The sequence below is a fragment of the Providencia sp. PROV073 genome (assembly GCF_033688125.1).
Classification (GTDB): domain Bacteria; phylum Pseudomonadota; class Gammaproteobacteria; order Enterobacterales; family Enterobacteriaceae; genus Providencia; species Providencia hangzhouensis.
Genome location: NZ_CP096354.1, coordinates 48,846 through 66,848 on the forward strand (window position 1 = coordinate 48,846; position 18,003 = coordinate 66,848).

Consider the following 18,003-nt stretch of genomic DNA (forward strand, 5'->3'; position numbering starts at 1 on the left):
GCGATCTTCAACGCCATCACACAAAACTTTCTTTTTCACGCACAGTCAACTTATTGGATGTTTTATTAACAACCCAAAAGGAGATATTTAGCGGGCGGCCGGAAGGTGAATGCTAGGCATGATCTAACCCTCGGTCTCTGGCGTCGCGACTGCGAAATTTCGCGAGGGTTTCCGAGAAGGTGATTGCGCTTCGCAGATCTCCAGGCGCGTGGGTGCGGACGTAGTCAGCGCCATTGCCGATCGCGTGAAGTTCCGCCGCAAGGCTCGCTGGACCCAGATCCTTTACAGGAAGGCCAACGGTGGCGCCCAAGAAGGATTTCCGCGACACCGAGACCAATAGCGGAAGCCCCAACGCCGACTTCAGCTTTTGAAGGTTCGACAGCACGTGCAGCGATGTTTCCGGTGCGGGGCTCAAGAAAAATCCCATCCCCGGATCGAGGATGAGCCGGTCGGCAGCGACCCCGCTCCGTCGCAAGGCGGAAACCCGCGCCTCGAAGAACCGCACAATCTCGTCGAGCGCGTCTTCGGGTCGAAGGTGACCGGTGCGGGTGGCGATGCCATCCCGCTGCGCTGAGTGCATAACCACCAGCCTGCAGTCCGCCTCAGCAATATCGGGATAGAGCGCAGGGTCAGGAAATCCTTGGATATCGTTCAGGTAGCCCACGCCGCGCTTGAGCGCATAGCGCTGGGTTTCCGGTTGGAAGCTGTCGATTGAAACACGGTGCATCTGATCGGACAGGGCGTCTAAGAGCGGCGCAATACGTCTGATCTCATCGGCCGGCGATACAGGCCTCGCGTCCGGATGGCTGGCGGCCGGTCCGACATCCACGACGTCTGATCCGACTCGCAGCATTTCGATCGCCGCGGTGACAGCGCCGGCGGGGTCTAGCCGCCGGCTCTCATCGAAGAAGGAGTCCTCGGTGAGATTCAGAATGCCGAACACCGTCACCATGGCGTCGGCCTCCGCAGCGACTTCCACGATGGGGATCGGGCGAGCAAAAAGGCAGCAATTATGAGCCCCATACCTACAAAGCCCCACGCATCAAGCTTTTGCCCATGAAGCAACCAGGCAATGGCTGTAATTATGACGACGCCGAGTCCCGACCAGACTGCATAAGCAACACCGACAGGGATGGATTTCAGAACCAGAGAAAGAAAATAAAATGCGATGCCATAACCGATTATGACAACGGCGGAAGGGGCAAGCTTAGTAAAGCCCTCGCTAGATTTTAATGCGGATGTTGCGATTACTTCGCCAACTATTGCGATAACAAGAAAAAGCCAGCCTTTCATGATATATCTCCCAATTTGTGTAGGGCTTATTATGCACGCTTAAAAATAATAAAAGCAGACTTGACCTGATAGTTTGGCTGTGAGCAATTATGTGCTTAGTGCATCTAACGCTCGGCACAGCGGCGCGAACGAAGTGAGTGTCCAGTGCAGCTTGCTGCACGGTGCTGCTGCCGCTTGTTAACCTTTTTGCCATATTTGATAACTATAATTTATGTTAGATACGAAGTCTTGTATAAAAACGGGTCTAAAATTGCTGGGAATTTCTGGAAAGTAAACATCACCTTCTGGCTCAATATCAATGGTTGATATATGTAATGTATCGACTTTATCGATCAGATTTTTGTATATTTCCCCACCACCTGAAACAATTACGTGGTTTGTCATATTTTCTAGTTGGCTTAAAGCGTCTTGAATAGATGCAAAGACTATTACGTTCTCATTGTCAGATGTAAAGTTTGAACGAGTTACAACAGCATATTTTCGATTGGGCAACGCTCCCATTGACTCGAAAGTCTTACGCCCAACAAGAATCCATTGATTATATGTAATAGCTTTAAAGAGAAGCTGCTCACCTTTCGCGCTCCATGGAATATCAGGTCCATTTCCGATGACTCCATTCCTCGATATTGCTGCCATTAGAGATAGTTTCATAGTTCTTCCTTGGGGGTTAACGCTTGAGTTAAGCCGCGCCGCGAAGCGGCGTCGGCTTGAACGAATTGTTAGACATTATTTGCCGACTACCTTGGTGATCTCGCCTTTCACGTAGTGAACAAATTCTTCCAACTGATCTGCGCGGGAGGCCAAGCGATCTTCTTCTTGTCCAAGATAAGCCTGTCTAGCTTCAAGTATGACGGGCTGATACTGGGCCGGCAGGCGCTCCATTGCCCAGTCGGCAGCGACATCCTTCGGCGCGATTTTGCCGGTTACTGCGCTGTACCAAATGCGGGACAACGTAAGCACTACATTTCGCTCATCGCCAGCCCAGTCGGGCGGCGAGTTCCATAGCGTTAAGGTTTCATTTAGCGCCTCAAATAGATCCTGTTCAGGAACCGGATCAAAGAGTTCCTCCGCCGCTGGACCTACCAAGGCAACGCTATGTTCTCTTGCTTTTGTCAGCAAGATAGCCAGATCAATGTCGATCGTGGCTGGCTCGAAGATACCTGCAAGAATGTCATTGCGCTGCCATTCTCCAAATTGCAGTTCGCGCTTAGCTGGATAACGCCACGGAATGATGTCGTCGTGCACAACAATGGTGACTTCTACAGCGCGGAGAATCTCGCTCTCTCCAGGGGAAGCCGAAGTTTCCAAAAGGTCGTTGATCAAAGCTCGCCGCGTTGTTTCATCAAGCTTTACGGCCACAGTAACCAACAAATCAATATCGCTGTATGGCTTCAGGCCGCCATCCACTGCGGAGCCGTACAAATGCACGGCCAGCAACGTTGATTCCAGATGGCGCTCAATGACGCTTAGCACCTCTGATAGTTGGTTCGAAATTTCGATGGTCACCGCTACCCTCATGATGTCTAACTTTGTTTTAGGGCGACTGCCCTGCTGCGTAACATCGTTGCTGCTCCATAACATCAAACATCGACCCACGGCGTAACGCGCTTGCTGCTTGGATGCCCGAGGCATAGACTGTACAAAAAAACAGTCATAACAAGCCATGAAAACCGCCACTGCGCCGTTACCACCGCTGCGTTCGGTCAAGGTTCTGGACCAGTTGCGTGAGCGCATACGCTACTTGCATTACAGTTTACGAACCGAACAGGCTTATGTCAACTGGGTTCGTGCCTTCATCCGTTTCCACGGTGTGCGTCACCCGGCAACCTTGGGCAGCAGCGAAGTCGAGGCATTTCTGTCCTGGCTGGCGAACGAGCGCAAGGTTTCGGTCTCCACGCATCGTCAGGCATTGGCGGCCTTGCTGTTCTTCTACGGCAAGGTGCTGTGCACGGATCTGCCCTGGCTTCAGGAGATCGGAAGACCTCGGCCGTCGCGGCGCTTGCCGGTGGTGCTGACCCCGGATGAAGTGGTTCGCATCCTCGGTTTTCTGGAAGGCGAGCATCGTTTGTTCGCCCAGCTTCTGTATGGAACGGGCATGCGGATCAGTGAGGGTTTGCAACTGCGGGTCAAGGATCTGGATTTCGATCACGGCACGATCATCGTGCGGGAGGGCAAGGGCTCCAAGGATCGGGCCTTGATGTTACCCGAGAGCTTGGCACCCAGCCTGCGCGAGCAGCTGTCGCGTGCACGGGCATGGTGGCTGAAGGACCAGGCCGAGGGCCGCAGCGGCGTTGCGCTTCCCGACGCCCTTGAGCGGAAGTATCCGCGCGCCGGGCATTCCTGGCCGTGGTTCTGGGTTTTTGCGCAGCACACGCATTCGACCGATCCACGGAGCGGTGTCGTGCGTCGCCATCACATGTATGACCAGACCTTTCAGCGCGCCTTCAAACGTGCCGTAGAACAAGCAGGCATCACGAAGCCCGCCACACCGCACACCCTCCGCCACTCGTTCGCGACGGCCTTGCTCCGCAGCGGTTACGACATTCGAACCGTGCAGGATCTGCTCGGCCATTCCGACGTCTCTACGACGATGATTTACACGCATGTGCTGAAAGTTGGCGGTGCCGGAGTGCGCTCACCGCTTGATGCGCTGCCGCCCCTCACTAGTGAGAGGTAGGGCAGCGCAAGTCAATCCTGGCGGATTCACTACCCCTGCGCGAAGGCCATCGGTGCCGCATCGAACGGCCGGTTGCGGAAAGTCCTCCCTGCGTCCGCTGATGGCCGGCAGCAGCCCGTCGTTGCCTGATGGATCCAACCCCTCCGCTGCTATAGTGCAGTCGGCTTCTGACGTTCAGTGCAGCCGTCTTCTGAAAACGACACCATGTGCAAACGATGTCAGAATAGAGTTAAATTTCCTATTGATTGACATATTCCGTCAAAGGTAATAGATTTCATCCTGACACTTTTGCCTTTGGAGGCATCTTGCAAGGTCAACGCATCGGCTATGTCCGCGTCAGCAGCTTCGACCAGAACCCGGAACGGCAATTGGAGGGTGTTCAGGTGGCGCGGGTGTTCACCGACAAGGCTTCTGGCAAGGACACCCAGCGTCCCGAGCTGGAAAGGCTGCTGGCCTTCGTCCGCGAGGGCGACACCGTGGTGGTGCATAGCATGGACAGGCTGGCACGCAACCTTGATGACCTGCGCCGCATCGTCCAAGGGCTGACACAACGGGGCGTGCGCATGGAGTTCGTCAAAGAAGGGCTGAAGTTCACCGGCGAGGACTCACCGATGGCCAATCTGATGCTGTCGGTCATGGGAGCCTTCGCTGAGTTCGAGCGCGCCCTGATCCGCGAACGTCAGCGCGAGGGAATCGTGCTGGCCAAGCAGCGCGGTGCCTACCGGGGACGAAAGAAATCGCTGAACAGCGAACAAATTGCCGAGTTGAAACGGCGAGTTGCGGCAGGCGACCAAAAAACCTTGGTGGCCCGTGACTTCGGCATCAGCCGCGAAACCTTGTACCAGTACCTGCGGGAAGACTGACCATGCCACGCCGCTCAATCCTGTCCGCCACCGAGCGCGAAAGCCTGCTGGCACTGCCAGATGCCAAAGACGAACTGATACGGCACTACACGTTCAACGAAACCGACCTGTCGGTGATCCGTCAGCGTCGCGGCGCCGCGAATCGATTGGGCTTCGCTGTGCAGCTTTGCTACTTGCGATTCCCTGGCACCTTTTTGGGCGTCGATGAGCCTCCGTTTCCGCCCCTGTTGCGCATGGTGGCCGCGCAACTCAAGATGCCAGTGGAAAGTTGGAGCGAGTACGGCCAGCGCGAACAGACACGGCGGGAGCACTTGGTCGAGCTGCAAACGGTTTTTGGGTTCAAGCCCTTCACCATGAGCCACTATCGGCAAGCCGTGCATACATTGACCGAGCTGGCCTTGCAGACCGACAAAGGCATCGTGCTGGCGAGCGCACTTGTCGAGAATCTGCGGCGGCAGAGCATTATCCTGCCCGCCATGAATGCCATCGAGCGCGCAAGCGCCGAGGCCATCACCCGTGCCAACCGACGCATTTACGCGGCGCTGACCGATTCTTTGTTATCACCCCACCGTCAGCGCCTGGACGAACTTCTCAAGCGCAAGGACGGCAGTAAAGTGACGTGGCTGGCATGGCTGCGCCAGTCGCCTGCCAAACCGAACTCTCGCCACATGCTCGAACATATTGAGCGCCTGAAATCCTGGCAAGCACTTGATCTGCCCGCAGGCATCGAGCGGCAGGTTCACCAGAACCGCCTGCTCAAAATCGCTCGTGAAGGTGGCCAGATGACGCCTGCTGATCTGGCAAAGTTCGAGGTGCAACGACGCTATGCCACGCTGGTAGCGCTGGCCATCGAAGGCATGGCCACCGTCACCGATGAAATCATCGACCTTCACGATCGCATCATCGGCAAGCTGTTCAACGCGGCCAAGAACAAGCATCAGCAGCAGTTCCAGGCTTCCGGCAAGGCGATCAACGACAAGGTGCGGATGTATGGGCGCATCGGTCAAGCGTTGATTGAGGCCAAGCAAAGCGGCAGCGATCCGTTCGCCGCCATCGAGGCCGTTATGCCCTGGGACACCTTCGCCGCCAGCGTCACCGAAGCGCAAACATTGGCGCGGCCTGCCGACTTTGATTTCCTGCACCACATCGGTGAAAGCTATGCCACGCTACGCCGCTACGCGCCGCAGTTCCTGGGCGTGCTCAAATTGCGGGCTGCGCCCGCCGCCAAGGGTGTGCTCGATGCCATCGACATGCTGCGCGGCATGAACAGCGACAGCGCGCGCAAGGTGCCCGCCGATGCGCCAACCGCATTCATCAAGCCGCGCTGGGCAAAGCTGGTTCTGACCGACGACGGCATCGACCGGCGTTACTACGAGTTATGCGCCCTGTCGGAGCTGAAGAACGCGCTGCGCTCCGGTGATGTCTGGGTGCAGGGTTCTCGCCAGTTCAAGGACTTCGACGAATACCTGGTGCCGGTCGAGAAGTTCGCCACTTTGAAGCTGGCCAGCGAATTGCCGCTGGCAGTGGCCACCGACTGCGACCAATACCTGCATGACCGGTTGGAATTGTTGGAGGCGCAACTCGCCACAGTCAACCGCATGGCTGCGGCCAACGACTTACCGGATGCCATCATCACCACCGCGTCAGGCCTGAAGATCACGCCGCTGGACGCGGCAGTACCAGACGCCGCGCAAGCCATGATCGACCAGACAGCTATGCTGCTGCCGCACCTCAAAATCACCGAGTTGCTGATGGAGGTCGATGAATGGACGGGCTTCACCCGCCACTTCACACACCTGAAGACCAGCGACACGGCCAAGGACAAAACCTTGCTGTTGACGACGATCCTGGCCGACGCGATCAACCTGGGTCTGACCAAAATGGCCGAGTCCTGCCCTGGCACCACCTACGCCAAGCTGTCTTGGCTGCAAGCCTGGCACATCCGCGATGAAACCTATTCGACGGCGCTGGCCGAGCTGGTGAATGCGCAGTTTCGGCAACCCTTCGCCGGCAACTGGGGTGACGGCACCACGTCATCGTCGGACGGCCAGAACTTCAGAACCGGCAGCAAAGCAGAAAGCACTGGTCATATCAACCCGAAGTATGGAAGCAGTCCAGGACGGACTTTCTACACCCATATCTCCGACCAGTACGCGCCCTTCAGTGCCAAGGTGGTCAACGTGGGCATTCGTGATTCAACTTACGTGCTTGATGGCCTGCTGTACCACGAGTCGGACTTGCGCATCGAGGAACACTACACCGACACGGCAGGCTTCACCGATCACGTGTTTGGCTTGATGCATTTGCTGGGATTTCGCTTCGCGCCGCGTATCCGTGACTTGGGCGAAACCAAGCTATTCATCCCCAAGGGCGATGCCGCCTATGACGCGCTCAAGCCGATGATTAGCAGCGACAGGCTGAACATCAAGCAAATACGCGCCCATTGGGATGAAATTCTGCGGCTGGCCACCTCCATCAAGCAAGGCACGGTAACGGCTTCGCTGATGCTGCGCAAACTCGGCAGCTACCCGCGCCAGAACGGCTTGGCCGTGGCGTTGCGCGAGCTGGGGCGCATCGAGCGCACGCTGTTCATTTTGGATTGGCTGCAAAGCGTGGAGCTGCGCCGCCGCGTCCATGCGGGGCTGAATAAGGGCGAGGCGCGCAACGCGCTGGCCAGGGCGGTCTTCTTCTACCGATTGGGTGAAATCCGCGACCGCAGTTTTGAGCAGCAGCGCTACCGGGCCAGCGGCCTCAATCTGGTGACGGCGGCCATCGTGTTGTGGAACACGGTATATCTGGAGCGTGCCACCAGTGCTTTGCGTGGCAACGGCACGGCGCTGGACGACACATTGTTGCAATATCTGTCGCCGCTGGGGTGGGAGCACATCAACCTGACCGGCGATTACCTATGGCGCAGCAGCGCCAAGGTCGGTGCGGGGAAGTTTAGGCCATTGCGACCGCTGCCACCGGCTTAGCGTGCTTTATTTTCCGTTTTCTGAGACGACCCCTAATTTCATACGAACCTCAATGCTGTATAAAAATACAGTATTGTATACATCCGAGTTAGGAAATTGCAAGCTATGTATTAGATATTAAAATGACTGGATAACGGCATTTACTGTTTAGCTGCTCACAAATCACGATATAGATAATTATTGTACTGTAAGCCTATTATTGAACTGAATGCGCGATGGGGGAGAGCACATTTTCCCCCAATCATAATTGAGTCTAAGACGAAACTACGCGAGATGCCCGTTACGATATTTCAGCCAGACTACCAGCGTTTTCATGAGATGATTTCGAGAACGAAAATAGAGGCTATTTCTAATTAACTGATCTGTTTTCTAAACCAAGCCTTGAACTGATTGCGTTTTGAGTGAGTGTACAGGTCGTAATCAATAGGATACTTTTTACGGAACTCGCTGATAGCTCGTTCGCATGTTTTTTTATCTTTTACTTGTTCTGATGAAAAACCTAGTGAAGCAATTTTTTGTGTAATTTGAGGGTCGGTGTGGTGTGGTGGTCTTTTCGGTTGAGCACCGACATCGAGTCCGAAACGAACAAGTTTATCATGAGCCAACTTTTGTACTTCAAAGATATGATCGTTGTTCATAGTATTAACTAGCATATCTATACATTCTGTACACTTATATTTACCAAGTAAGTGAATCGCCAGTAGCCTTTTCTCAAAGGAGTAAACAACACTTATATTTCTTTTAATATCTTTCCATACTTTTTCTGATGGTTCTGACTCACTATATTTCTCTTTTGGCTCCTCAAGAGATAATAAGAAATCCTTAGCGGTAATAGATTCTTTTAATAGCTTTCTTTTAAAACTATTAAAAGCAGTCTTCATGTATTGCAAAGGCTCTGCCATAGGATGTGATTTACCCGGCTTTGTTAATCTCTCATGCTCTTGGTAACGCTTATTAACTCTTTCCCAATCCTTTGGATAGATACGTTTAAACTCAGAAAAGAAGGAATCAAAATCACAATCAACAGCAAGGAGAGACAGCACCGTTGCTATTTTGAATTCTTTTTTTGGTATAACACTGCCTTTTGATACCCGTTGTCTACTCATATTAACCCTCTACATACCAAAGTTGGTTACAAACCCCACTTTTATGTGAGGTTACAATTTGAATTGTATGAAATTTTTTGGGGAAGAGAAAGCTGAAAATAGGGCTTGAATTGCCGATAAACTCTGAGGTGTATACCTTTTTATGAGGTAAGCTCAATGGGATCTAATGAGCATTTTTCGCATCCAGCATCTTGCCAACTACCTCATCTAAAGGAATAGTAACCTTGCCTTTCATAATGATTTTTACATAATTAATAGTGGAAATTTGAACGACCTGCATGTTTATTTAAACCGTTTAATTTTATTAGTAACGGTAAATAATTCTGGTTCTTCAGATATGCTTTTGCTTTAAGCGCGAGATAGTAACTCTCAATCCCCGCAATCACCACAAACAAAGCAGTAGCAGACTCATACCCTATCCCATATGCATAGTTTTTACAGTCGGGCAATATATCGTCACTGTGGCTATGTATTGCGGAATGAGGCTCACCGGTCAAAGTATTGATGATAATAGGCAGGGGGTTTTCGAGTAGTTCAAGCAGATCCGATGGTGACAGTTCATTAATGAATGTTTCATCACCTGCACTAATTTTATCAAATGCCGGTTTCACAGGAACTCCTGAATGGGCTATAAATTCAGAGGCTATGTGCTGTAACAACGCTGTGTTGTTCATCATTTTTTATAGGTCCTCCCATACTGTTTGAAATATTCATTGAGCTCTTTGTCTCGCTCATACGTAGCCGCATCTGCCGCTTGTCTGGCTTCATCAACCTGCTTTCTTTGTAGTTCTTCAGCCAGCTTCAGATAAGATTGAATATTCTCTTGGTTTGGTTCATTTGTTACGAGTTCAAACGCAGCTCTTTCACGTTCTTCCAATGAGCTGCACCCCATCAACGAAAACATGGCAACTGAAGCACAAAAGTAAAAACGGGCGGTTGAGAATTCCCGTTGTGTTTTTTTCTTCATCATTTTTCCAACTTAATTATCTGTTGCCCCCTAAACACGCCAAGGAGAGTCGTTTTGTGTTTGTCAGAACGCTCCTGTCTGTCTGCTTCAGCAGTAAACAATGGCAGGGGACTTACTTTAAAATCCTGATCCTGCACTATCAAAAACGGCACAGGAGCGTTTATGCAGCGTTTTTTCCCACTGGCAAAGGTTAGGTTGCAGATCGGCTGCGGCGTAACGCTACGCTTTATTCTGAGCCTATTAGCAGGGCACTCTTGGATTTTATCCATTAAGTCCTGTAACTCAGCGTTGCCTTTTGCTATGTCAGCTATGAGCTGATAAAGCTTAACAGGGTCTGTTTTCTGCATGAGTCCTTTTAAGCCCCACGTATATGAAGCATGAGTGATCACATCGTCAGAGTTAAATACAGGAATGTTCCGGTACAAATGCAGTGTCATTACGTTACTCAGATGTTTACGCAAAATTCTGAAACGCTCAGATTTTGGCAGTGCGACAACCGAGCTTCTGATATTGTTTTTTACGGTATTGATTTTGATTAGATGATCAGCAAGTTCCATAGCCGCAGTTGATAACTGTACATATCCGGCTGTTCGCCTCGCAAACTTTTGTGAGTACAACGGAGAAATGTATAAGTCCTGCCAACATGAGATAACCGATGTATAGGCATGAGGACCCCAATTCACAACCGGCTCAATGCATTTACCGATATCATCACAACCATTTTCTACCGGTGGAATGACACAGGTAAGGGCTGAAATTACCTTTGTATCTCGAAAAAGAGAGTCAAGCTGGTGGAGGTACTTCAGCAATGAACCAATATAGCTATCAAGCATCACATGAAACTCCTGTTCTTAGAAAGAAAGAATCATAACCAAATATGCCAACATACAAATAGGTGTCTAACAAAAACAGGAGCGAAACTTACACATCTGCGCCCCTGACTCGCGCTTTTTTCTCTCTTTTTCTCTTTTTTTCTCCCCTTTTCTCTAGGCACGGCTGTTCAGGTTGAACGCCCATATTACTACCTCCTCTTTTGTATGTTGGCATATTTCATGGTGACTTTTACAAAATGAAATATGACCGATCATGCTATTATTCTTGTTCTCTGGATTTCTTCAAAAATTTTTTAAAACTGCTATCACTGACCATCAAGCCGTAAGCCGGTAAAGCATCCATAATCGCATTCCAAGACATGCCTGATGATTTCATTTCAAATAAATCATCCTGAATATGGTTCAACATAGCATTTTTTTTATAATTCTGGTTCTGCAAACTGAACTGAGTAATTTTTTCTTGTAATCGTTTATTTTTATACATCATTACTATAATAAACCTATCTGCTTTTCGAGCTCGTCCAGTTCCTTATCGGTAGGTATAGAACTACCCACTTTTTCATTGTGAATAACATAGGATATGCGTAACACAGAAGCCTTGCGTCCTTTACGTGACTCAATCGCAATTGAAACATCCTTGATATTCGTTTGTTCACCCAAACTAACCGCCAGCCGCTTTAAAAACTGACCAAAATACTTATAGCTTTGATAGAGATATTCCTTATTGCCTTTCTTATCTATATTGAACAGCCACATTTCGTCCTTAAGTTCGTCAACTCCAATTGTGAAAGACGTTTTATATTCGGCAATAGTATTACGTTTAGAGTAACGTTTCATAATTAGCTGATATAGATTTGCCAAACTAGCATCCGATAATCTAGCTACATAAAAAAGGTTTTGTGTCGTGAATTTTTTTGATAATTCAAAGAAATAGGGAAATACCCTACGGTTAAAGAATATTTTGCAGTAGCCTTCGTCAAAGTAATATGTAGCACTCGTTGTAATGTTGGTTTTTGAAGCTCGTTTAAAACCTTCCTCACTTAGATCTTCATATATGTGAGAGCTCAACAGAGTATCTACGGCGAGTGGAAGGGATTTATACGCAGTTGAAAGGTCCACGTCACAAATTTCAGCATACTCCTTAGCTTTAACCTCAAAGCATATTTCATCTTCATCAACAGATTCTCTAGGATCAGATATCTGAGCGAGAATAAGAAACAGCACTCTTTTCGCCGGTATAGGTAAGCTGGCGAGAGAAAGATTGAAATCATCAGAATGACGAACATTAGTATAAAGTGTTAAGTTACTGATTTGCTTCTTTTTCATTACAAAAGACTCAATTCCAACATGATAGGTATATATTCTAAAGGTTGTTTTGTCTAAAAGCAAAGTGACCTTTAAAGTAATACGTAGCTGGTGGAGTATTGAACACCAGACGAAAATAGCCTTAACGTTGTGATAATAAATACATAAAGTATGTTACCTCTCACATTAGCAATACTTCCATGACGACTTATTGCCAAGTCAGTTAACGAAATTTCCATATGACAAACTGCATATGTCACGACCTTTCGTTAACATACTGATAAACAGTAAGTTAATGAAGTCCACCATACTACTCTATACTGCATCAACGACGACCTTTTACCTTAAACAGAAAAGTAACTTTTTTTTATGATCATACTGCACCAATGACGACCTTTAGCATAGCTGATTGATATACAAAGATTATATATACATACTTACACCATTCTATACTGCATTAGCGGCGACCTTTAGCCACCAGCAGAAAAATACCTTTTTTTTATGACCGTACTGCATCAACGGCGACCTTTAGCCTTTAATAGAAAAGTACCTTTTTTTATGACTATACTGCACCAACGGCGACCTTTTGTATAACATGTTGATATATATGAATTAAATTATGATAGAAGTATATATTTATACTGCATCAGAGGCGACCTTTAGCCACCAGCAGAAAAATACTTTTTTATTGATTAACTGCATCAACGGCGACCTTTTGCAGCAAATCAAAAATATACTTTTTCGGTAGTGGAATATTACAAAACATTTAAGAAAATCGTACTTATCCACAACAAAATTAGAAAATAAACTAATATTAATTAATAGGATATGATTTTTTTGATTAAATAACGAGCCTTGATTAATAATTAACCGCATATACTTTACAAGTGACGACCTTTCACTGCATCAACGGCGACCTTTCACTGCATCAACGGCGACCTTTCACTGCATCAACGGCGACCTTTTACTGCATCAGCGACGACCTTTCACTGCATCAGCGACGACCTTTAATATCGTAACTAAATGATTATTATGAATATATCCCCATATCTAAGGTTTTAATGTTTTAAGATCTAAAAAGAAAGAAAAGATCTTAATATGCTAAGATGTGCTTCACTGTGGACAATTTTCTTATGCTTTCTAACGCACTCGCTTTGCTCGTTTGTTCAACAGCGACACCGACACGAAAACAAGTTTTCATGTCTCTCGCTGTTCAGAGCTAAAAATGTAAATTCATTTATGATTGAAAAAAAAAGCCCAAACAAATGTTTAGGCTTCTCAGTTAATGAGTGTCGATCAAATACAGACTTTTTAGCGTTACAACAGTACATGCATAACTTATTTTTAACGCTGCGGATAGCTGCTGTACGATGAACACAGCAAGTTCCAAACGTTGGTATTGATCTATACCGTGTTCTAGCGTCTGTCCTGCTTCAGAGATCAAGAAAATCATTCCTGACTTGCCATTATCAAAGACAGACAACCCTTTGTTTCTATGACCCCCATGATATCGGGCATCTAGATTATCAATATACTTCTTTGATAGAAGAACTAATGCAGTGAGTTGAGTCAATTCTTTTAAGGATAACTGAATAGTCATTTTCTGTTCCCATCTTGCAGTTCCATCCTTTTCAAGAGGTGCTATCTCGATGTTAAGGGTAGGAACGCCAGATCTGGAAACTACCTTTTGAAAGTTAAGACAGGAACGTTTCTTTTCGTGTTTCTGCCAATCGGCGAAGAACTTTAAAGTCTCACCATACACTTGTTCGGACATACACCACCCATCAATCTGGTAATGAACCTTTCAAATTCTGTGCTGCCTGACTTGGGGGCTCCTTCTCTATTTTTACTTTATCAGTCAGTAACGCCCGTTTTGCCTGACTCAAATTTACTTTATTGTGAGCATGAGTGCCGTCACTATCAACAGTTAGAAAGGAATCTAACATTACTTTGAAGGTATCAGCCTTTGTCCTGTCTGATAGAATTGAAGCCAGCAAAGAAGGCAATCTATCATCAATTTCCCCTAATGCGATCCCTGCCAGTAACGCTGTACGTACTGCTTCAGTTTGAACCGGCGATTCTTCAATCTTTTTAATTGCGAATTTATCAGCCTCGCTGAGTTCGGGACGAAGATACAAAATTATCTTTTTACGCTCTTGTTTCATAACGTTATCCTAATAATTTCAGACCCCGAACCAAAGCAAACTGAGGTTCTTCAGCCACGTAGAAACGTTCTGGTTGGATTGCTATTTTCTTTCTGATTGCATCAGCGGAAAGCGCAGCTCCACCACCAATAACCATGACATGTGTATAGCCCTTAAAGGTGCTGACCGCATCGAGCACACGGGTATTTAGTCGTTCAATACTGCTATTCATGGCATCTTTCACCATCTGAATATCATCAACGCTGTTGATGTTATCTAACAGATAGTTTTCATCGTGCCGGTTAATAATGAGTTGATCTGCGTTATAGCTGGATGTTTCTGTTGAAGCGTTCGCCAAAGCTCTTTTGACTTCGTTAGTCACCAATGATACGCCAAGCGTAGGATCACCAAAAATGCGTGATACAGACGTCATTTGACCAGAAACCATTGAGATATCAGTTGTGGTGCCTCCAATATCAATAATCAGTACAGAATGATTGGGTCTTAATTCATCACACAAAGATATACCCGCAGGAATTGACTCAGGACGAACGGTTACTTTTTTGATTTTGAAAGGTTCATTCCGGCTTACTTGAACTTCGCGCATTAAGTTATCTTTTTTGCGTTGGATGTTATCCATTCGATATTGCGCATCCTGATCGTAAAATTCTGCCAATGGTAGAGTGACAACGATTTCAACCTCTTGGGGAGGTAAACCGCTAATCTGAAGTGCATGTTGCACTGCAACTGCGTTTAGAGGGCTATACTGCCAAGCTACGTTGTTAGTTGGCAAATTGTCAGGATCAATAATATCGAATGAATACTTCTCGTTATCAACGGTATAGTTGAATGGTTTGCCAGTACCAAAAGCCGTACCCCAACCGCGTTTGAAGCTGTTAGGACTAATTTTAATTACTTCACCTTCCTGATCCTGTTCCCACAGCATTTTTATGTTAGTAGAACCATCATCTATATAAATACGCATTTGAAGCCTCTAATTGTTAATGTGATGCATCTGAGATTTATTTGATGCGATATTGAGTATGTTTGTAATTTTAACAGTGGGAGTTGAGTGTCGCAAGAGGTTGATGTGAGATTAATTTGAGAAATATCAGGGTGTAAAAATCATAATGAAAATGAAAATATATCATTTAGATGTGGGTGTGATGCATAACTGAGGTTTATATGAGGCTTATTCTATGTGGTATTACTGTGTGAGGATTAATTGAGGTATATCTGATGTGTGTAGATATACCTCGATACCTTGACTGTGAATGTGTATCACAAAGGCGGCAATGCTGAGGGGAAAAGTTTTGCGATCAAATCATTAGTATTATTTATCAAACTTTCACTTTTAAATAATAGATGCATTGTGCCTTTTTTGTACCACTTAACGATGAAAAATTCAGTTTCAAAATTTTTATTATTAGTTCGCACATTATCAGATATATATAGCCCTACACTATTTTGAAATTCGTGAATTGGTTTTTTTTGTAAGATGCAAAATATTCTAACTAGATCGTTAACGGTGTCAGTCTTATTAAATCTAGTTGAATACTTACGAACTGAAACAGCATTATCCATTATTATTTTTTTGCCAAGATAGCGAGGATTATTACTCTTGTAATCCCATGAGACAGATTGCAACGCATCCATCAATCCATTCTTAAATGAATCAGCTTTGTTAGCGCTTAAACTTGTAAAAGTGCTTAATGCATTCTCAAAGTTGAATATAGGCGATTTCATATCGTAAAGGTCGTAATGTAACTTTTCTATTTGTTTATTGCTCATGATTGTTTTGATACCAGATTTATCAATAAACATTTTCCATATCTTTCTGTCTAACCAAAGTTCAAACCGTGTTCTGTTATCATCATCATTAGTATTTCTAGGGTATTGCAAATCAATTAAATCGTCCTCTATGCATTGGTGAGGAAAATGATTGTTGGTATTGGGAATTGTTTTTAATATTTCGATAGCCTCTGCTGCTTTAGAGAGTGATTCTTTATATAGGCTAATAGCATGTTCTCGGATTGCAATTACTCTGTCTATCTCAATTGATTCGATGATATTAGTATTGGTATTAAGGTTCATTAATAAAATCCAATTTAATTTTTTATATGGCATACGTTAGGCGAGAAAAAATAGAAGTAGTACCATATCAAGCAAATAACAATAAAGATATATATTTGTCAAAGTGAAAACTTCATTATTTAATTAAAGATGAATAATTAAGATTTAATTTAATTCTGTTAATTTGGTAATTAATTGTATAATGAATTGTTGTGTTTATATAAGTGGTGATATTGTATTTATCATTTTTACAAAAATATTGCTTTCAGCATTGTACGAATATATTATTAATTCTCAAATATAATTAATTACCACAGCTAATAATAATTAAACGAGGATGAGTCATGAATACCTATAATGTATCGTATAAGGTTAATCTTAATAACAATAACTATGCACTAGCTTCATTTGATGTACAAGCAAAGTCTGAAAAGGAAGCGCGTAGAATAATAAGCAAGTCGAATATAGGTGTTGAAGAATATACTGTTACTGGGAAAGACTTTTTCTCGGTAACGTGGTGTGTTGAAGATATTCATGCAAGTATTGTTTCCGGTTGGGATAGTGAAACAGAATTAGATGAATTTAATAAAACTGATCTTGATGTTTTCTATTTTAATTTAAGTGATGATGATAAAAAGAATTTTTGTTTAGATGTATTGGAGTCACTTAAAAACAACCATGATTGTAATTACGGTATTAATTGGGATGTAATTAAAATATCAGCAGATTCAAGTATGGATATATGGAAAAGATTAATTAATTAAGATTCAATATTAAATTACAGAAAAATAGTCAGAGCTTATTGTGTCTGGCTATCTTCACCAAAGGGAAAGCCTCTACTTATTCGTAAAATACTGCACAAAATGGCTGAAAAAAGTGAATGGATGCAAGTAGTGGCTTTTTAATATCATATATGCTTCGTCTAAGCGATTCTGAGTCACTTTAGCCTGTGCGCCAATGCTTACCCACGATGATGTGTGTAAGACCTCTCAAAATCGCCCCTACGCTGTTTTTAAAGACAGGGAAAGGATCGCCTACGGCTCACAGTACCCCCTAAAAGATCGCCTACGGCTCACAGTAAACAAAAAAAACATAAAAATCAGCGAGTAACACCGATAACCGTTTTTCTTGTGCCCTTTTTCAAATGTGTAATTCTCATTTTCAATGATTTAGTAATATTTTTGGTTTGCTTAATGTCAGCCCTGATAATTTTAAACTTATCCTCGTATTTTTGAATAAGTTGGCGTACTTCATCTGACCGAATAGAAAAATAGCGTATGTCAAAATCGCCATTACCTGTGGTTGGAGCATTACGCATAGAGCCAACTTTTTTAGTCGCCTTGTTCATCACGACCATTCCCCATCGAATCCGTACTGAGCCCCTGTCGTTATGAATTACTGGCAGGTATGGGGAGAATAGCTGTTTGTTATTTATTTCTTGCATAAACTGTTGGATCAGATTTACCGCATTATCAGCGCATACAGTTATTGCTTCCTCACAGTCAGCAAGGATTGCTTCCAGCTTTAGCAATAACGCATCTTCATATGATACTGACATGTATTTCAGCACTCCAGAAAAGGTTCAGAAAAAGTCATTTTAACATAAACTAATTATACCGTAACCACCCTATTGGTGACTTAATGTCTCGATTACAATAAGTCGTAACTACTGTTTTGGTGACTTAATATGTGAGATACATTAAGTCACCAAAACCCCCTTGGTGACTTAATGTTTTTTGAAAATGTGCCGATAACAATTTTGGTGCA

General features: G+C 45.5%; 18 protein-coding genes and 1 pseudogene. 4 read left to right on the forward strand and 15 right to left on the reverse strand.

All coding sequences use genetic code 11. From position 1 onward, the window contains the following. Window positions 1-112 precede the first annotated feature (112 nt). From sul1 to M1F17_RS20840, 4 genes and pseudogenes are all read right to left on the reverse strand, one after another. Entirely contained in the window at window positions 113-952 is an 840-nt protein-coding gene (sul1, locus tag M1F17_RS20825) for a sulfonamide-resistant dihydropteroate synthase Sul1 (protein ID WP_000259031.1), read from the reverse strand. After that, on the reverse strand, window positions 946-1,293 hold the full coding sequence (locus M1F17_RS20830; RefSeq protein ID WP_000679427.1) for a quaternary ammonium compound efflux SMR transporter QacE delta 1: 348 nt from the start codon (window positions 1,291-1,293) through the stop codon (window positions 946-948). Before M1F17_RS20830 ends, sul1 begins: the two co-directional genes overlap by 7 nt. Before the next feature lie 177 nt (window positions 1,294-1,470). Then, entirely contained in the window at window positions 1,471-1,944 is a 474-nt protein-coding gene (gene dfrA37, locus M1F17_RS20835) for a trimethoprim-resistant dihydrofolate reductase DfrA37 (RefSeq protein ID WP_132586462.1), read from the reverse strand. 28 nt (window positions 1,945-1,972) lie between these two features. Next, window positions 1,973-2,811 (reverse strand): annotated as a pseudogene (locus M1F17_RS20840) (AadA family aminoglycoside 3''-O-nucleotidyltransferase). Between the two features lie 145 nt (window positions 2,812-2,956). Here M1F17_RS20840 and intI1 point away from each other — a divergent pair. The 3 genes from intI1 to M1F17_RS20855 all read left to right on the forward strand — a co-directional run bounded on the left by intI1 (window position 2,957) and on the right by M1F17_RS20855 (window position 7,808). Then, the gene (intI1, locus tag M1F17_RS20845) at window positions 2,957-3,970 is read left to right on the forward strand and encodes a class 1 integron integrase IntI1 (RefSeq protein ID WP_000845054.1); all 1,014 of its coding nucleotides are present in this window, start codon (window positions 2,957-2,959) and stop codon (window positions 3,968-3,970) included. A gap of 305 nt (window positions 3,971-4,275) precedes the next feature. Then, complete coding sequence (locus tag M1F17_RS20850) at window positions 4,276-4,833, forward strand: recombinase family protein (RefSeq protein ID WP_001162012.1); 558 nt, start codon at window positions 4,276-4,278, stop codon at window positions 4,831-4,833. A gap of 2 nt (window positions 4,834-4,835) precedes the next feature. Continuing rightward, a complete protein-coding gene (locus M1F17_RS20855; RefSeq protein WP_001138073.1) occupies window positions 4,836-7,808 on the forward strand; it encodes a Tn3 family transposase in 2,973 nt (990 codons plus the stop codon). Window positions 7,809-8,161: 353 nt separating this feature from the next. On the opposite strand, the gene M1F17_RS20860 is transcribed toward M1F17_RS20855, so the two are convergent. From M1F17_RS20860 to M1F17_RS20905, 10 genes are all read right to left on the reverse strand, one after another. Next, window positions 8,162-8,914, reverse strand: a complete 753-nt coding sequence (locus M1F17_RS20860) for a hypothetical protein (protein WP_071547970.1) — start codon at window positions 8,912-8,914, stop codon at window positions 8,162-8,164. A 251-nt stretch (window positions 8,915-9,165) separates the two neighbouring features. Next, window positions 9,166-9,591 carry a hypothetical protein gene (locus M1F17_RS20865; protein WP_048609117.1) on the reverse strand — a complete coding sequence of 142 codons (426 nt, stop codon included), beginning with the start codon at window positions 9,589-9,591 and terminating at the stop codon, window positions 9,166-9,168. Beyond that, window positions 9,588-9,881: a hypothetical protein gene (locus M1F17_RS20870; protein WP_048609119.1), complete on the reverse strand. Its 294-nt coding sequence runs from the start codon at window positions 9,879-9,881 to the stop codon at window positions 9,588-9,590. Before M1F17_RS20870 ends, M1F17_RS20865 begins: the two co-directional genes overlap by 4 nt. Then, window positions 9,881-10,714 carry a DNA replication terminus site-binding protein gene (locus tag M1F17_RS20875; protein ID WP_048609121.1) on the reverse strand — a complete coding sequence of 278 codons (834 nt, stop codon included), beginning with the start codon at window positions 10,712-10,714 and terminating at the stop codon, window positions 9,881-9,883. The genes M1F17_RS20870 and M1F17_RS20875 overlap by 1 nt, the downstream gene beginning before the upstream one ends. A 259-nt stretch (window positions 10,715-10,973) precedes the next feature. Next, window positions 10,974-11,201, reverse strand: coding sequence for a hypothetical protein (locus M1F17_RS20880; protein ID WP_159287620.1), 228 nt, complete (start codon window positions 11,199-11,201; stop codon window positions 10,974-10,976). A 2-nt stretch (window positions 11,202-11,203) separates the two neighbouring features. After that, window positions 11,204-12,040 (reverse strand): replication initiation protein, encoded by an 837-nt coding sequence (locus M1F17_RS20885; RefSeq protein ID WP_159287621.1) that lies wholly within the window; start codon window positions 12,038-12,040, stop codon window positions 11,204-11,206. A 1,261-nt stretch (window positions 12,041-13,301) separates the two neighbouring features. Beyond that, window positions 13,302-13,793, reverse strand: a complete 492-nt coding sequence (locus M1F17_RS20890) for a hypothetical protein (protein ID WP_159287622.1) — start codon at window positions 13,791-13,793, stop codon at window positions 13,302-13,304. Between the two features lie 10 nt (window positions 13,794-13,803). Continuing rightward, complete coding sequence (locus tag M1F17_RS20895) at window positions 13,804-14,184, reverse strand: plasmid partitioning/stability family protein (protein WP_072070758.1); 381 nt, start codon at window positions 14,182-14,184, stop codon at window positions 13,804-13,806. 4 nt (window positions 14,185-14,188) lie between these two features. Then, entirely contained in the window at window positions 14,189-15,148 is a 960-nt protein-coding gene (parM, locus tag M1F17_RS20900) for a plasmid segregation protein ParM domain-containing protein (RefSeq protein WP_071547977.1), read from the reverse strand. A 296-nt stretch (window positions 15,149-15,444) separates the two neighbouring features. Further along, window positions 15,445-16,257 (reverse strand): DUF4942 domain-containing protein, encoded by an 813-nt coding sequence (locus tag M1F17_RS20905; RefSeq protein WP_072070759.1) that lies wholly within the window; start codon window positions 16,255-16,257, stop codon window positions 15,445-15,447. A gap of 323 nt (window positions 16,258-16,580) precedes the next feature. Here M1F17_RS20905 and M1F17_RS20910 point away from each other — a divergent pair, with 323 nt between their 5' ends. Further along, the gene (locus M1F17_RS20910) at window positions 16,581-17,000 is read left to right on the forward strand and encodes a hypothetical protein (RefSeq protein ID WP_286452078.1); all 420 of its coding nucleotides are present in this window, start codon (window positions 16,581-16,583) and stop codon (window positions 16,998-17,000) included. A 335-nt stretch (window positions 17,001-17,335) separates the two neighbouring features. On the opposite strand, the gene M1F17_RS20915 is transcribed toward M1F17_RS20910, so the two are convergent. Further along, window positions 17,336-17,794 carry a hypothetical protein gene (locus M1F17_RS20915; RefSeq protein WP_023159980.1) on the reverse strand — a complete coding sequence of 153 codons (459 nt, stop codon included), beginning with the start codon at window positions 17,792-17,794 and terminating at the stop codon, window positions 17,336-17,338. Window positions 17,795-18,003: the final 209 nt, after the last annotated feature.

Excerpts from the sequence above, each read along its gene's own strand:
- dfrA37 (WP_132586462.1), bottom strand. The coding sequence starts at position 1,944 with ATGAAACTATCTCTAATGGCAGCAATATCGAGGAATGGAGTCATCGGA.
- M1F17_RS20890 (WP_159287622.1), bottom strand. The coding sequence starts at position 13,793 with ATGTCCGAACAAGTGTATGGTGAGACTTTAAAGTTCTTCGCCGATTGG.
- M1F17_RS20865 (WP_048609117.1), bottom strand. The coding sequence starts at position 9,591 with ATGATGAACAACACAGCGTTGTTACAGCACATAGCCTCTGAATTTATA.
- M1F17_RS20870 (WP_048609119.1), bottom strand. The coding sequence starts at position 9,881 with ATGAAGAAAAAAACACAACGGGAATTCTCAACCGCCCGTTTTTACTTT.
- M1F17_RS20855 (WP_001138073.1), top strand. The coding sequence starts at position 4,836 with ATGCCACGCCGCTCAATCCTGTCCGCCACCGAGCGCGAAAGCCTGCTG.
- sul1 (WP_000259031.1), bottom strand. The coding sequence starts at position 952 with ATGGTGACGGTGTTCGGCATTCTGAATCTCACCGAGGACTCCTTCTTC.
- M1F17_RS20885 (WP_159287621.1), bottom strand. The coding sequence starts at position 12,040 with ATGAAAAAGAAGCAAATCAGTAACTTAACACTTTATACTAATGTTCGT.
- M1F17_RS20910 (WP_286452078.1), top strand. The coding sequence starts at position 16,581 with ATGAATACCTATAATGTATCGTATAAGGTTAATCTTAATAACAATAAC.
- M1F17_RS20860 (WP_071547970.1), bottom strand. The coding sequence starts at position 8,914 with ATGAGTAGACAACGGGTATCAAAAGGCAGTGTTATACCAAAAAAAGAA.
- M1F17_RS20915 (WP_023159980.1), bottom strand. The coding sequence starts at position 17,794 with ATGTCAGTATCATATGAAGATGCGTTATTGCTAAAGCTGGAAGCAATC.
- parM (WP_071547977.1), bottom strand. The coding sequence starts at position 15,148 with ATGCGTATTTATATAGATGATGGTTCTACTAACATAAAAATGCTGTGG.
- M1F17_RS20905 (WP_072070759.1), bottom strand. The coding sequence starts at position 16,257 with ATGAACCTTAATACCAATACTAATATCATCGAATCAATTGAGATAGAC.
- intI1 (WP_000845054.1), top strand. The coding sequence starts at position 2,957 with ATGAAAACCGCCACTGCGCCGTTACCACCGCTGCGTTCGGTCAAGGTT.
- M1F17_RS20875 (WP_048609121.1), bottom strand. The coding sequence starts at position 10,714 with ATGCTTGATAGCTATATTGGTTCATTGCTGAAGTACCTCCACCAGCTT.
- M1F17_RS20830 (WP_000679427.1), bottom strand. The coding sequence starts at position 1,293 with ATGAAAGGCTGGCTTTTTCTTGTTATCGCAATAGTTGGCGAAGTAATC.
- M1F17_RS20880 (WP_159287620.1), bottom strand. The coding sequence starts at position 11,201 with ATGATGTATAAAAATAAACGATTACAAGAAAAAATTACTCAGTTCAGT.
- M1F17_RS20895 (WP_072070758.1), bottom strand. The coding sequence starts at position 14,184 with ATGAAACAAGAGCGTAAAAAGATAATTTTGTATCTTCGTCCCGAACTC.